A 14,087-nucleotide genomic window follows, 5' to 3' on the forward strand; every position below is an offset into this window, starting at 1 on the left:
CGCGCCGAGAGGCCCGGGGTGGTTCTTCGAGTCGCCGGGCACCGGCGGGTTGCTCGGGCCGGGACCTCGTGGACTACGGGATTGGAGCGTCATCATGAGCAGTTCACCGCCGACTCCCTGGTGGGAGACCATCCAGCTCCGCGACGAGATCGTCGACGGCAGGGGCCGCATCGACGATGTCCAGGCGTCGCTACATGACGCGGTCTTCGGTAGGGCCGACGGGCTGCAGGGCCTTTACGGTGACGCCGACCTTTACGGGCAGATCACCCACCCGACCGGGAGTCTCGTCGCATTGATGGCACAGATCGCAGTGCGGCTCGGCTCCGGCGGGGCGGCGTCCACGAGAGCGCGCGCCGTTTGGCGACTCGATCAGGCTATGGGGGGCGGGAAGTCACACGGCCTCATCGGGCTTTGGCATCTCGCTGACGACACCGATCGGCTTGCGGCGACAGACCTCGGCGTGGAGGTGTTTCGCGAGGTCGGCCAGTTAGTCGGGCCGGGAACCGTGTCCAGCGACCTAGGCGGGCCGCGCTGCGTTGTCCTCGACTGCGACAACCCCGAGCCCCGCGAGAAGGTCGACGGTCCGGCCACAACGCTGGGAGAGCGGTTCCTGTGGCGGCTCTTCTGGCGGCTCTTCGAGGGTGCCTACAAGAAGTGGGAGACTTACAAGGACCACGTCGCTAACAAGGAGTCCCTCGCCGAGGCCCTGCACGATGTCGGCCGCCCGGTGCTGATCCTGATCGACGAGATCATGGACTACATCCGCTGGGCGTCCAACAAGGACGAGCAGTTGGTGCTCGCCGACATGGCGTTCCTCCGAGCGCTGCTCGATGTCGTCAACGATGTCGACAATTGCGTCCTTGTCGTCGTGATGATCGCCTCGGATCGAGACCGGATCGCCCTCAACGAGACCGGCCAGCGATGCCGAGGCGAACTGGAGGATCTGTTGGTCCGCAACGGCGAGGCCACCACCGTCTCAGGTGGCGGTGACTTCGCCGAAATCATCCGCCGCCGCCTGTTCGCCGGCCGACCACCTGCCGAGGTCGTATCGGCTACAGCGAAATGGTTCACCGCGCACATGGGCGGGCGTTGGGGTACCGACGTGTTCGCCCAACTCGGCCCGGACGGCGAGCGGGTCGCCGAGCGGGTGGCGCGTTGCTACCCGTTCCACCCATCGCTGATCCGCCTGGCGGAGGAGGAGTGGTCCCAGCACGCCGGGTTCCAGCGCGTGCGCTCCACGATTCAGGTGTTCGCCGCGACCGTCTACGAGCTGGCCGAGCGCGGGAGCCGCGGCGAGTGGGTGCCGCAACTGATCGGGCCCGGTGACCTGCCTCTGTCCGCCCGATCGGTCCGGGACTCCTTGCTGGATTCGGGCCTCGTCACCGATCACCGCACCGGGGCGAGTCTCCGCGAGATCGCCACCGCCGAGATCGCCGACCCCGACCATCCCGAAAGGGGCACAGCCCGCCGCCTCGACCTGCACCGTGAACCTGTCGGCTGGAACAGCAACAACCCGAGAGCCGCAGAGCGCGCCGCCACTGCGCTGTTCGTCTACTCAATCTGCCCACGCCCCGGCGGCCGTCGTGGCGCCACGCTGAGCGAGCTGGAGGCCGCCGCCTTCGTGCCCTCTACGGCGTTCGGGACGGGAGACGCCGAGGTGGTGTGGACCGAACTGTCCGACCCCAACGCCGGCCTCACCGCCATCGACATGATCCCCGGCCGCGGCGGTCGCCCCGCCCGCTGGGTGTTCGAGACGCGCCAGACGCTGAGAATGTTGCAACGCCGCGAGCGTGAAGCGATCACCGACGCCGAGCGCGACGAGGCCGTCACTTCTATGGCGTTCGACGTGGCCACCACCGGTCCGTTCGACCGGGTCGTGCCGGTCGCCGGAGGCGAGCCGCCCGCCGGAGGCATCACGTTCGACCAACTCCGCACCCTGCTGGAGGCAGCGGGGATCGACGACCGGCGCAGCAACCGCCTCGTCGTTCTGGACTCCCGATGGTTCAGCCTCAACGGCGGCGACTCCGAGACCCGCGCGGCGCTCCGGGCAGCGTTCGGTCTCGGCGACAACCGCCTGGCGGTGTCATGGGCGTCGTCGGCCGTGTTCGCCTGCATCAACACGCAACGCCGCTCCCACGCCCGCGCCGTCGCCGCCGACTACCTCGCAGCACAACGCGTCCGCCAACTCGACGCCGTCAAGACCAACGACGAGCACGCGCAAGGCGCCGCCGAGGCGTTCCGCGAGGCCGAGACTCGACTGCAAAGAGCCGTCCTCGACGCCTACCAGCACATCGCGTACCTCGCCGACGACGGTTCCGGAGGCCGCGCCGATCGCCACCTCCGCTTCCAGGAGGAGAACCAGTCGGCACTCCACGGAGCCGTGGTCTGGCCAGCGCTCGACGATGTCGACAAGGCTTTCGGCATAGGGGTCTTCGACGCCGGCGCCCTACTGCACAACCTCCGCTCCCAGGACTGGGGGCTGCCGCTGTCGGAGTTGCGGGACATGTTCTGGAACACCCCACGGGTACCGCTGCTCCCCGCCGGCGAGCGGGATCTCCGCCGCGCCCTGTTCGCGGCCATTATCGCCGGCGACATCGAGATCGTCGACAGCGCCGGGGGGACCCGCACCGTCACGACCGCTGCCGACATCAACCTCAGCTCCAGCGAACTACGTATCCAGCGACCGGCAAAGGGCCAGGTCGAAGTTCCCAACGTGACCGGCCAGAGCGTGACAGACGCCCGTGCCGCCCTCCAGCAGGCCGGCCTGACAGTCGCCACCGCAACCGCCGGGACTACTGGGATCGTCACCGAACAAGACGCATCCCCAGGCGCCCACGTCGACCCCGGAACCACGATCACCCTCACGCTCCAACCAAAGGCCGCCGACCCGAAGCCATCACCCACTGAGCACCAAGTCGCTCTGACCATCACCAAGTCGCTCAGCGACGCCGAAGTCCGCAACGCAATCTGGCGCCTCTTCAGCACCATCGCCGACGCCATCGATACCGACGCCTCCCACATCCAGATGACAATCCAACTCACAACGTCGACCACCAGCAAGGACAAAGTCACCGAAGCCGCTGAACAAGCCAACCTCCTCCCAACTGTTAGGGATCTGTAAGACCTGCTTGGATACCTGCTGTGCTTTACCGATTCCTAATGGTAGGTCGGCGCTATCTCATGCGCAAACGTGAGGAGCTATGACACCGCGAGAGGCCAGCACGATCTGTTGGACTTCTTCCGAGCGGTACAGATAGATTTCCAGACATGACTTCCGAATCGACTAACGATCACCCGCTCCTGCAGTCAGCCTTGATTGACGAGTTCAGACAGTTCTCTAGTACCACTAGTCCGTGGACGGTCCTCTACCAGGACAAGCGTGAAGAGGACGGCAGTCGTCGGGTCGACTACTGTGTCGTGACTCCACTTGACGCTGTGGATCGCGAACTGCGCGCTCCAGAATGGCGCTGCGATCTCCGCAATAGTCCCCAGTTACTAGGTGACATCGAGAATCCAGATGAACTCATCTATAGCAAGACTGGCTACTATCCTGATGAACAAGGAGCATCGGAGCAGCTCATAATCCTCCAAGATCACGAACCCATTCGTCCAACCATGTTGCCACAGCTTAGCGAGGACTTTCGAATCTACCATGACCTCTGGTTAGACCAAGGCGGAACGAACGCATACAAGATATATGACAACGGCGATGACGAAATAGCGGTGGAGATATCGGCTGAGCGAGTCAGAGTGCGCACGACCCTTCTTCGTCAGTACCTCGCAGGCAGGCAGCGCGCTCTTATCGTGTTTACCGATTCTCTACAGGTTGCTCCTCCTCCGCCTCCTGACGTATTTGTGCCTCTCTCCGAAGATTTCCCTCCGAGCGGCCAATTGCCAACGACGTATAGACTCGACCGGACGTGCCATGACTACGGCTTGAATTCATTGAAGTCTTCACGCGTAATAGGTAAGGCAGTGTTGTATCCAGGACCGGGGAGCAATCGGGCATCTACCCGTACCACAAGGTTGACGATATCTTCCCCGAATTCATTATCGGACTAGACCGCCAAGGCAAGGAAATTCGATTCTCATGCGATCCCAAGTTGTTGAAGCCAGTGCTTGGTGGGATCAACGAGAGCGCACCCTCCTATCTGACACCAGTCTACTTTGATCGAATGGTACTTGCTCGATACTACAACAATCCAAAGTTCTTTGTTTCGGATGGAGCGATCGGTTGCACAAAGCTCTGGGCAATCCGAGCCGATCTTGATCGCGACGACTTCGTTGTCGTCTACATTGGCGATTTGGGTGAATATCTCCCAAGCCGGGAACGTCAGTATTGGGTGCCGCACAACGTGGTTCCCGAAGGTGGCATCAGTGAGACGACTTATCGACGGCATTTTCTGAGCGAGCCTGCTCCAGCCCAGGCAGTTGATCACCGATTCCTATCTCTTTACGAGAGGGTCAATGTTCGTTGGAGTGATATCTACGGCTGGCCGCTCTTTAGGCCGCCCCATCCAGAAGATCGACAGATAATGCGGATACATGTACCACTTGACGACAACTCGCCTGCTGAATTTGATGAGATGATTCTCGCGCTCACGAAACTACTCATTGATTATCTAAACAAACGTGATATTGCGAACTCGCTAGAGGAGACAGTCGCGGACGAAGGAAGCATCGCGACCCTACAACGATGGATGCGGGCGAACGGATATCCGGACGCTGACCGCGATATTATGTATCTGAAGACGCTTCAGAGCTGGCGCTCAACAGGAGCCGCCCACGGAAAAGGCTCTGGATTCGACAAGTTACGAGCCGCTACCGACGGGTCTCGGAAGGATACGGTCACGGATCTACTTGGGCAAGCAAACCTGATGTTAGAAAGTCTCAGTACCTTCCTGGCATCTGCAAAGACTCCCTGAGTACGAGTTCAAGACCCGTGACAGTGGTGCCACTGGTCTCACTCAGTATTCAGGCTCTTCGGAAACTAGCGGGGAGTGGGTCCTCGCTGGGGCGAGTGGGGGCTTCCAGAATCGGGGCGACCGGTCCCTCGTAACTAGGACAACTCATCAATGAGACGAACGGCGGCGTCCCACAGACTTATCCGACTCACCGTTATCCGCACGTCAATCTTCAGCTTCATAGGGGTAGACAAGTTGCCAGCATGGACTTCACACTCAAGGACTCCCTCAACTGCATCGCGAGCCTCAGGCAGATGGATTTCAACATCAAACTTCTCGGATCCAACACCATGCCTCCACTGATCACATTCCAAGCCAAAAGAAGCCACTGGCTCATCGACCCAACCGCCCTTATAATAGAACTCATTTGGATCTCGGCGGTTCGAACGAATCGCGCCAACAGAGTCTAGAGCAGAATTGTCATACGCACCAGGGAAAAGATAGTCCGGAAGTGACTCAGATCTCGCGAACGCGTGCATGGATTGAACAAACTTCGAGATATCCAAATCAACTCGGCTTCGCGGAGGTTCTGGCGGGTCCGGTAGATGAAGTGATGGAGCGTTCATGTCTCTCGACGCTTGCGACTCCTCCCTTGGTGGAGGAGCGACTAGCAGATGACCTTCGGCTGAGACAATGACTAAGGCATCGGTCGCTGGCCGGCTACCGGTGTTTTCGGCAATGAAACTGAACAAGAGCTCTGACTGCTTCTCATTCTCAAGTGCTACGTGCAGTTTCGATAGCACTTCTCCGCAAGTACGAATCCACTCCGGGTAGTCATGCTCTTGGTACCGCAGAATCTCTTCCTTGGTTGGAGGGCTGAGTGGAACCCGCAAGCTCGACATGCTCCACCGCTGACTTGGCACTCTACCAGCCGGTGGCTCCTGGCGCTCGAAGTCTGAGACGACTGGATACCGTTCCGCTATTGTTCGAACGAGTTCTGAAATCTCGGCATCGGTCAGTGCTTCGAACGTGCACACGCTCAACTCAATCTTGGTAACTGGTTTACTTGAAGCATCGATACAACGTAGCGAGAACTGCGGCTCAGCAACTCTCATCCGGGCGACTTCGTCCTGCAGGCGCGCGATTTCTTTCTCGTCGGCACTCGGCTCTGGAGGAAGTAGCCATCCGTCTGGAATAGGTTCAAATGGCAGATTCAAACTCTTCGCTGTCATCATCGGCCCAGCGTCATAAGTAAGTAGTCGGACGTCACGACTGGGATACTGACTTCGATACTCCTGGAAGTAGCCAATGATTTGATCATCTACCTGTGTATAGTCCAGCCTCGATTCGAGATCTGCGCTTGGTCGACTTGCCGCGTCGAGGTAGAGCTTGACCAATGGATTATTGTCCGATATCACGGTAAAGTCATCGGCAGTATCCAACACGATGCCCCTTAGGAGTGACCACGCCCTACGCGCTCGTTTAGCAACTCGGGTATTGCCCCGACGATTCTGACTGTCGAGCTCTCGCTGAACAGCGCGACATACCACGACATGAATCTCATCAAAGTCTTCCCAAACAGTCCAGTCAAGATCGTGAAGCGACCGGCACTGCACAAAGAGGTTTGTGTCGGCGAAGAGGTACAGTGTCGTTACCACTAGGTTCCGTCCTGTTGCAAAATGGCGGGGCACATCCTTCTCTTGCGCCATGATTCGGCGACCCGTGTTGACGCAAACCGCGAAGCCGCAGAATACACCTGAGATGCGCCGAGAGGAGCGTAACGTCGATCTGCAAGAGCGCCACCGACTCATGCTCCGGCAAGTCTGTCACACAAAGTTCCCACTGGCTCGCCATGGGAACGGCGTCGATCTGATACGGGTCCGTCTCGATGCTGGACATATGTCCACCGCCGCGAACGGGCCGGCGAGGTGGACAGGGCACATGCGTGCGTGCCTCGAACACCAGGCAGAACAGTTCCCCGTGTCCATTGAAACTCGGTCGGCAGGCCGGCACAGGCCTAAGGTTGGCAAAGTCGGTGGCTGTCGTCCGGCGCTCGGCCAACTGCCCCTCTGCAGTGTGATTGGTGAGCGTCGCCAAGTCAGCACCGCGGACTTCGGGAGCCACCACGATTCTGGCGACATCGGCACCATATTGGTCAGATCGGCGCCGGAGATGCACTCAGCGAACATCCGCAGCGCTGCCTAGCCGAGTCCGCACCGCCTCCGGCCGCTCAACCGACGTGCTAAGCACGACCCGGGCAAACGCGGCCGACATCCGGATGGCCCGAGACCGACAGAACGGCGCGTGCTTGTCCCAAACCCGACAGAGGTCTCGGCGCGCTCGGTGATCCCGTGAGTGTCAGCTCCCAAGTGCGCTGAGGGGAATCCCGTAGCACGACGCGCGTACCTCCTTCGACGCTCCATGTGACGCCGACGGCTAGTTTGCGGGAGCGCCCCCTCTCGTCGAACTGTGGACATGGAACATCACACCAACGCCTTCCCAGATCTGGATCGTGATCTGCGGTTCATCCCGTTGGGTGTCGAGGAGCCGCGGGTGCTCACGCCCACCCAGGTTCGTCGGTACAACGAGGTGGGTCATCTGTTCCCCATCGACATCTTCTCGCCGGGCGAGATCGCCGAGATCCGGGCCTACATCGACGACCTGTTGGCCGGGGCGCTGGCGGCGGGGTGGAACAGCTACGAGGTGGTCAACTGGCACAAGAGCTGCCGGGGCATCTGGGGCATCGTGACCGAGCCCCGCATCATCGACGTCGTCGCGGACCTGCTGGGCGACTCGGTGATCCTGCGCCACAGCCACCTGTTCGCCAAACTGCCCGGCGACGCCAAGCGGGTCGCCGGGCACCAGGACGCCTCCTACTGGCCGCTGTCGCCCAGCCGGGTGGTCACCGCCTGGCTGGCCATCGACGACGCCGACGCCGACAACTCCGCCATGCAGGTCATCCCCCGCTCGCACCACCACGCGCAGGTCGCCTTCCGCGACAGCACCACAGCCGAGAACAGCGTGCTGGTCCAGACCGTGGACGACCCCGGCAACTACGGCGACCCGCCGGTCGCCCTGGAGATGCGGGCCGGACAGATCTCCCTGCACAGCGACTGGATCCTGCACGGCTCCGAACCCAACCGCTCCGACCGCCGCCGCTGCGGGCTGGCGATGCGCTACCTCTCCTCCGACGTGCGCGCCTACCTCGACTGGAACACCAACTCCATCTGGTGCCGCGGCACCGACGCCGGCGGCCACTGGGCCAACCACCCCCGCCCACCCGGCGAAACAATCCCCACCCCCGACAACGCCCCCGACCCCGTCAGAGACGCCTCCCTCAGCCGCTAGGGCCGGCGCCGGGAGCGGGCTGGCGGAACGACGAATAGGAATTCTCTCCTGCAGGCACCCCATGTGGGATGTTGCAGAATCCGTCCACGTGGTAGTAATCTGACCACTGGTAGTTCGTACGCGACGCCAAAACTGAGAAGAGCCGACACCAGCCAGAGCGGACGATTTGCTTGGGATTCTGGTGTCGGCCCTTCCCGTTTTTGGCACTCTCACGAGGAGAGTGCTAGCCGCCGAGTGTACCCCCACGGGCGTGACGCCCACAAGCGTGTAATTTGAGGATTAGTGACCTTCCCGCCCGGATCCCGCAATGATTCTCGGGTTTCCCACAACATGAGCACAAGGATTCCCCGAACGGATCACGAGCAGACGCCAGAGGCGCAGCGGCAGGACTCGTCGCCGCCGTCAACTCCGCGTATATGTTGCTCACCCGCGGAGAAGCCGGCCGAAATCATCAACTCCGCCACCAGCGGCGAGTCACGCAGTGCCACGGGATTCAGCGAGAAGTCGGCGTCGGTCGTGTACTCGGGGATGGCACCAAATGTGGAGTCGTCGAGATCTGCCTCCCCTGCGTGGACATAGATCGCCTGCGCACCGACGAGCACGACTGCATCAATGTGCGCGGCCAAAGCGCCGGCGGCGTTGAGCAGCGTCTTGCGCGCCCGCACGTACAGCGGATCATGCGCGCCAGGCATCTTGGTTCTGCTCCATCCAGATCAGCATCTGCTCGCCCTGGGACGGCTCGCGACCAGGGCCCGTGAGAAGGTCCACGGCGAGTTGGCTCGGCGCAACGCATCGGAGTCCGTCTCGTTCGGCGGTCCGATCGAACACGATCAGATCGAAGGGCTCAAGGAGCACGACGTTGGCGCCGGCGTCGGTCTCGCGCAGATCGAGGCTCTCGGCGGCCTCAACCGCGTCGGTGATGTAGAGCGTGGCGGTTCTGGCCGGCGCGACGGGATCGAAATACTGCGCCGCAAGTGCACCGGTCGCTGCGTAGGCCACCGGTGCCGCCCGGAGCTTCGCGGTGACCGCCGCCAGACCCCGCGGTTCGAGAAGCGCCGTGGCTATGTTCGATCCCGCTTGGTCGTAGTCCTCTGCCCACCGACGAATCACTCCTTGCCAGTCCACGGCTTCAACCTGTCCGCGCAATTGGCGGGTCACCACGCCCTCGCGCTCGAGCAAGCCGAGGACGCGAGACAGCGTCGGCGCTGGGACACCGGTCACTTCGGCCAACTCGCGAACACCGAACGGCGGAGCGACATCAACGATGGCGCGAACAGCGCAGGCGGCGCCGCGGCCCCGCAGTGACTGCAGCACGTCGCGACGTGGCCAGGGATCCTTGTCGTCCCCGTCGCTGCTGATGAACAGCCCGGGAGTGCTCGCGGTGATGCGGACATTGCCGGTCGTGTCGATGTAGCCGACATCCAACCCTCGCAGCAGTTCCCGAGCCCGAGGCGAGAGGTACGCCGCGCCAAGCACGGGGACCACACCGGACATGTCCTCGTCTGTCGCCCCCTCTATTCGCCGGGCCAGCTCCGGGACCCTCCTGGGTTCGACCCGGGCCTTGATCTCGACGGCAAGAAGCGCAGTCTCACCGGCCGGAGACGTGACCTCGATCAGCATGTCCACCGCGGGCTGGTCGGCCGGCACCGGCAGTTCCGAGCAGACCCTCCAACCGGGCGGCACCCGTTCGGCCAGCATCCGTTCGATCTCGCCGGCAATTCGCCTCTCGGTGGGCAACGTGTCGCGCGTCCTGGCAGGCCTTCCCTCTCTAGTGGCTCTAGTGGGTGTCTGTTTCATAATTTATACTGTATCGGTGATAGTGAGACATAGTAATTTCTGAAAGACGGGAGCCGCAGACGCCGGGGGGCTGCGATCACCGACTGGGCGGCTCTCCGTCTTCGATCGCATCCAGGAAGCGGTACATCCCCGACGACGGGTTGTCGCGGGGGAAGTCGGTTCCGTCCCTTCTGTGGCGCTCGTCGAGCGCGCGGGCTCGACGTGCTGCGTCGGCTCGATGGGACATGTAGGTGACACCATCGAGATCCTTGCCGGAGGCGCCATCGAGGGTTCGGCACCGGCGGATGGCGGCGGCGGTGTCGAGCCAGGCGTTCTGATCCTCGAAGTGCAACGCCAGCCAGAGTTCGAAGCACGGGTTCGAGACGGCGACACGGACACCTCTCTCTCGTGCGAGGTCGAGGGCTCGTTTGAGATTCGGGTGGTTCCGAGGCCACTCCACGTCGAAGACGCACCAGACCTCGTCGACCTCGCCATCCTCCCCCGAGAAGCGTGCACGAGCCTTGGCCGCTGCCTCCACCAGCGTCAGCGGCACAGCGCCGCGCGTCCCCTCATCGACGCGAATGTCGACCGAGGCGACGTCACGGACGGCAGGCTCTCGCTTCAGGGCCTTGAGATAGGCGGGTTCGGTCTTCTCGCCCTCACAGAACACCAGGAACGTGCGCTTCGGAGTGCGGACGCCGACTTGCCGGCGGAGCGAGCCGCCCCTGCCTCCCTGGCGGGACTTGGCCATCAATCGCGCAGAGCGCTAGCGGCCTCGAGAGCGGCTCCGACGGCATTGCGCAGGTCGGCCTGATCCACGTCGGGGATCGCACCGAAGCGGCCCTGCAGATAGGCCCGCTCGAGGTTCAGCGACCTCCGGACACGGTCGCCGCCGAATTCTGCCAGGGCGATGAGCCGGGTGGCCCCGCCGGGTGCCTTCTCAGTGAACCACACCTCGTCGCGGTTCAGAGCCCCCAGGAGCGACGTGTCGTGAGTCGTGAATATGAGTTGCGCACCGCGCGGGTTGGTCTGCGGGTCCTGGAACAACTCGACGAGCCGGGTCGACAGCTGAGGGTGCAGGCTGGCGTCTATCTCGTCGAACAGCAGAACTTGGCCACCGACCAGAGCTGCAAACGCCGGCCCGAGGAGGCTGAACCAGGCTTGGGTTCCCGCTGACTCCTCGCCGATCTCGAAGAGAACCGGCTCACCATCATCACCACGCACGAAGCGCAGAAGGCGACGCGGATCCGAGGGTTCGGGATCATCGCTGCTGAGGATCGCCACGTCATCGATTCCGGGGTCGGCGAAGCGCAGCAACTCCACGAACGCTCGCCGGGTGGCGGGATCGGGACCGCCTGCGGTCTCGCAGTGACCCGGCTGGGGCATCAGCATCCTCATCGACGGGTCGCGCTCGGAGGGGAAGAACAGCGCTGCTCCCTGCTGCTCAGGCCCGAGTGCATTCATCCACGAGAGGGCGCTACCGGCGTTGCCGATGACGGGGTCGCCAAGTCGCATGGCGGCCGAGAGCACCAACGTCGTGGGCGTCAGCAACTCCTGAATCCCCCCGACTCTGCTGACGCCACGGCGGAAGCTGATGTCCTTACCCTCGCGCTCGAATAGCGTCCGCCGACGCCGCTCGGGGTAGCTGTGGAGGCTCTCGGACATCACGGCCGAGTAATCGACCTCCAGCCGGTACCCGTGGCGAACACCGTCGACGACGAAATCCACCTCGAAGGTTGAGGCCCGGTCCGGGCCGTCGCCGAACCGGTGCGGGAAGCAGGGGACAAAGTTGGACCAGCTGCGCAGCGACGCGCGAACCGCAAACGACAGCCAGGCAAGCGCCTCTAGGACGGTGGACTTGCCCGAGGCATTCGGGCCATAGATTCCGGCGACCGTCAAGACCCGCTCCGAGAGCTGGTCGAACCCCCGGGTGGCGGCCCGATCCTGGTCCACGGCGATCATCGACAACTCCACCGGATCCAGGATCGAGCGGTAGTTGGAGACCTCGAATCGTAGAAGCATGGGCTGTCCTCCGTGCCTGACTCTACAGGTTCATCCCTGATTTCGTCATGATCACACGAAAAACGAGATGAACGTGCAGCGTAACGTCCACCGACCTCGGACAAGTGCCACCCGGGGATCCGTTGGCGATCCCGCCCTCGCGCCTCAGGCGCACCTCAACGGCGAGTTGGCGCGATGCCGACGACCTCTTCGTACGTCTCCGGATTGCTCAGGTCACACACAAGCCTCTCCACCCAGGCTTCGGTGTAGCCGTACCCATTCAACAGCCGATCCCAACGGCAGTAGCGCTGATCCGTCGCCTCCGGCTCCGGCGCGCCTTGGGGCGGACGCACCCCGTAGTGCTTCCAGCACGCGGTGTGCGTGCTCATCGTGAATCGATGCGGCAAGCGCTCGGCCACGAGGTTGACGACCTCCTTCGGTCTCAGCAGATCGGCTGACGCCACGGGGGTGATCTTCCGCTTCGTGACCACCCCCAGCTTCGCGAGTTCAGCCTGCAGTTCGGGAGTGGCCGCGCCCGGAGGCACGAACCGGACTACAGCGTCGGCTGATCGCTCCCGGTTCGCCGTGACGGGCACGAAGAAGATCCGAAGGCAGTACTTCGGGTCGGCCAACACCTCGGCGTCCACACCTGCCCGGTGCTGAGTAAGAAACTCCGCGACATTCACCGGCAGGCGTGCCTGCGCCTTGCGGACCGATGCCAAGGAGCCGTCGCTCCTGAAGCCGCTCAACTGCAGCGGTACTGCCAGCTGCTCCCCCAGTGTGGCCTCCTTGCCGAACTCGGCGAGCAGGACTTCTTCGAAGTTGAGCAGCATCGCCTGCGCCTCGCCTGCGATCTCCGTGTCGAGCGCTGGTAGGTAGCGATGGGCAATCTGGTTCCGCAGCTTCAGGAAGAAGTCGATGTTCGCTCGGACGGCTCGATGCTCGTCATCCTCTAGTGCCAGGTGCACAAGTTCCCACGTGCCCAGGACCTTCGCTCGACCGTCGATCAGAACCTGCTCACCGCTTTCGTCGCGCTCGAAGTAGTCGATGCCGTCGCGCTCCAGGATCGCTTGGAACAGGGAGTTCCAAGCGCCCACCATCAGCACGACGAACGTCTCGGTTCTGTAGCCGGCCACCGGGTCGTTGTAGATCCTCACCGCGGCGAGCGCACTCTCTCGGGCGTTCGCCAACAGGCGGAACTCCTCAGCGAGATCCCCCGCTGAGGTCGGCGATATGCCCCGGGAACGGAGCAGCGCCTCGAGTTCCTCGATCCGAGACGTCTGAAGCGACTTGCCCTCGGTTTCGACATTGAGCCACCTCTTCACGTACCCCGTGAACTTCTTGCCGTGCGCGGTGGCGTTGCCCCAGTACTCGATCTCAAGCCGTGACTTCGGCTCCCCCTGCTGCCAGCGCTCGTACATCTCGGTGGCGATCCGGATGTGTTCCTGGTCAGAAAGTTCCTCGTCAAGTCCGCTCATCTCGGCACCCCAGTCATCCCGTCGGTCCTATCGAGTCGTCGGTGACCGCTGCTGTCGGCCAGAGTCGCACGTCAGGACACTCGGTGGGAGGCTTTTCGGAGCAGGTGCTTCTTGTCGTGACCCGCGGAGCTCGCGACTAGCGCAGTTCGAGCTCAGCGACGACGAAGACGCCCCGGTGCTTCTTGTCGTGACCCGCGGAACTCGCGACTAGTTTGCGGGGACGCTCCCGCCCCTCGGATTCTGGACATGACGCGCCGCACCAATGCCTTCCCCGAACTGGATCGGGATCTTCGGTTCATCCCGTTGGGCGTCGAGGAGCCGCGGGTGCTCACGCCCACCCAGGTTCGCCGGTACAACGAGGTGGGTCATCTGTTTCCCATCGACATCTTCTCGCCGGGCGAGATCGCCGAGATTCGGGGCTACATCGACGACCTGTTGCCCAAGGCGCTGGCGGCGGGGTGGAACAGCTACGAGGTGGTCAACTGGCACAAGTGCTGCCGGGGCATCTGGGACATCGTGACCGAGCCCCGCATCATCGACGTCGTCGCGGACCTGCTGGGCGACTCGGTGATCCTGCGCC

At 62.8% G+C, this 14,087-nt stretch carries 10 protein-coding genes; 4 read left to right on the forward strand and 6 right to left on the reverse strand.

What is annotated here, in order from left to right; genetic code table 11:
• Positions 1-94: 94 nt before the first annotated feature.
• Positions 95-3,121, forward strand: coding sequence for a PASTA domain-containing protein (locus tag OXG55_00260; protein ID MCY4101691.1), 3,027 nt, complete (start codon positions 95-97; stop codon positions 3,119-3,121).
• 1,054 nt (positions 3,122-4,175) lie between these two features.
• Positions 4,176-4,925, forward strand: coding sequence for a hypothetical protein (locus OXG55_00265; protein MCY4101692.1), 750 nt, complete (start codon positions 4,176-4,178; stop codon positions 4,923-4,925).
• Between the two features lie 134 nt (positions 4,926-5,059).
• Here OXG55_00265 and OXG55_00270 read toward each other — a convergent pair whose 3' ends face one another.
• Positions 5,060-6,613 (reverse strand): PIN domain-containing protein, encoded by a 1,554-nt coding sequence (locus OXG55_00270; protein MCY4101693.1) that lies wholly within the window; start codon positions 6,611-6,613, stop codon positions 5,060-5,062.
• Positions 6,614-7,379: 766 nt separating this feature from the next.
• Here OXG55_00270 and OXG55_00275 point away from each other — a divergent pair.
• Entirely contained in the window at positions 7,380-8,252 is an 873-nt protein-coding gene (locus OXG55_00275) for a phytanoyl-CoA dioxygenase family protein (GenBank protein MCY4101694.1), read from the forward strand.
• 356 nt (positions 8,253-8,608) lie between these two features.
• Here the strand turns inward: OXG55_00275 and OXG55_00280 are convergent, their stop codons facing one another.
• From OXG55_00280 to OXG55_00300, 5 genes are all read right to left on the reverse strand, one after another.
• Positions 8,609-8,944 (reverse strand): hypothetical protein, encoded by a 336-nt coding sequence (locus OXG55_00280; protein ID MCY4101695.1) that lies wholly within the window; start codon positions 8,942-8,944, stop codon positions 8,609-8,611.
• Positions 8,928-9,989 carry a winged helix-turn-helix domain-containing protein gene (locus tag OXG55_00285; GenBank protein ID MCY4101696.1) on the reverse strand — a complete coding sequence of 354 codons (1,062 nt, stop codon included), beginning with the start codon at positions 9,987-9,989 and terminating at the stop codon, positions 8,928-8,930. The genes OXG55_00280 and OXG55_00285 overlap by 17 nt, the downstream gene beginning before the upstream one ends.
• Before the next feature lie 136 nt (positions 9,990-10,125).
• The gene (locus OXG55_00290; protein MCY4101697.1) at positions 10,126-10,779 is read right to left on the reverse strand and encodes an RloB family protein; all 654 of its coding nucleotides are present in this window, start codon (positions 10,777-10,779) and stop codon (positions 10,126-10,128) included.
• The gene (locus OXG55_00295; GenBank protein ID MCY4101698.1) at positions 10,779-12,050 is read right to left on the reverse strand and encodes an AAA family ATPase; all 1,272 of its coding nucleotides are present in this window, start codon (positions 12,048-12,050) and stop codon (positions 10,779-10,781) included. The genes OXG55_00290 and OXG55_00295 overlap by 1 nt, the downstream gene beginning before the upstream one ends.
• A 155-nt stretch (positions 12,051-12,205) precedes the next feature.
• Positions 12,206-13,507 (reverse strand): DUF3644 domain-containing protein, encoded by a 1,302-nt coding sequence (locus OXG55_00300; protein MCY4101699.1) that lies wholly within the window; start codon positions 13,505-13,507, stop codon positions 12,206-12,208.
• 246 nt (positions 13,508-13,753) lie between these two features.
• Between OXG55_00300 and OXG55_00305 the strand changes: the two genes are divergently transcribed.
• A partial coding sequence (locus OXG55_00305; protein MCY4101700.1) for a phytanoyl-CoA dioxygenase family protein occupies positions 13,754-14,087 on the forward strand: 334 nt, incomplete at its 3' end.

The organism is bacterium, assembly GCA_026708055.1.
In the GTDB taxonomy this organism is placed as follows: Bacteria; Actinomycetota; Acidimicrobiia; order Acidimicrobiales; family CATQHL01; genus VXNF01.

What these genes read in the sequence shown, in the direction of transcription:
- OXG55_00290 (MCY4101697.1), bottom strand. Translation starts at nt 10,779, where the DNA reads ATGGCCAAGTCCCGCCAGGGAGGCAGGGGCGGCTCGCTCCGCCGGCAA.
- OXG55_00275 (MCY4101694.1), top strand. Translation starts at nt 7,380, where the DNA reads ATGGAACATCACACCAACGCCTTCCCAGATCTGGATCGTGATCTGCGG.
- OXG55_00295 (MCY4101698.1), bottom strand. Translation starts at nt 12,050, where the DNA reads ATGCTTCTACGATTCGAGGTCTCCAACTACCGCTCGATCCTGGATCCG.
- OXG55_00265 (MCY4101692.1), top strand. Translation starts at nt 4,176, where the DNA reads ATGGTACTTGCTCGATACTACAACAATCCAAAGTTCTTTGTTTCGGAT.
- OXG55_00260 (MCY4101691.1), top strand. Translation starts at nt 95, where the DNA reads ATGAGCAGTTCACCGCCGACTCCCTGGTGGGAGACCATCCAGCTCCGC.
- OXG55_00300 (MCY4101699.1), bottom strand. Translation starts at nt 13,507, where the DNA reads ATGAGCGGACTTGACGAGGAACTTTCTGACCAGGAACACATCCGGATC.
- OXG55_00270 (MCY4101693.1), bottom strand. Translation starts at nt 6,613, where the DNA reads ATGGCGCAAGAGAAGGATGTGCCCCGCCATTTTGCAACAGGACGGAAC.
- OXG55_00280 (MCY4101695.1), bottom strand. Translation starts at nt 8,944, where the DNA reads ATGCCTGGCGCGCATGATCCGCTGTACGTGCGGGCGCGCAAGACGCTG.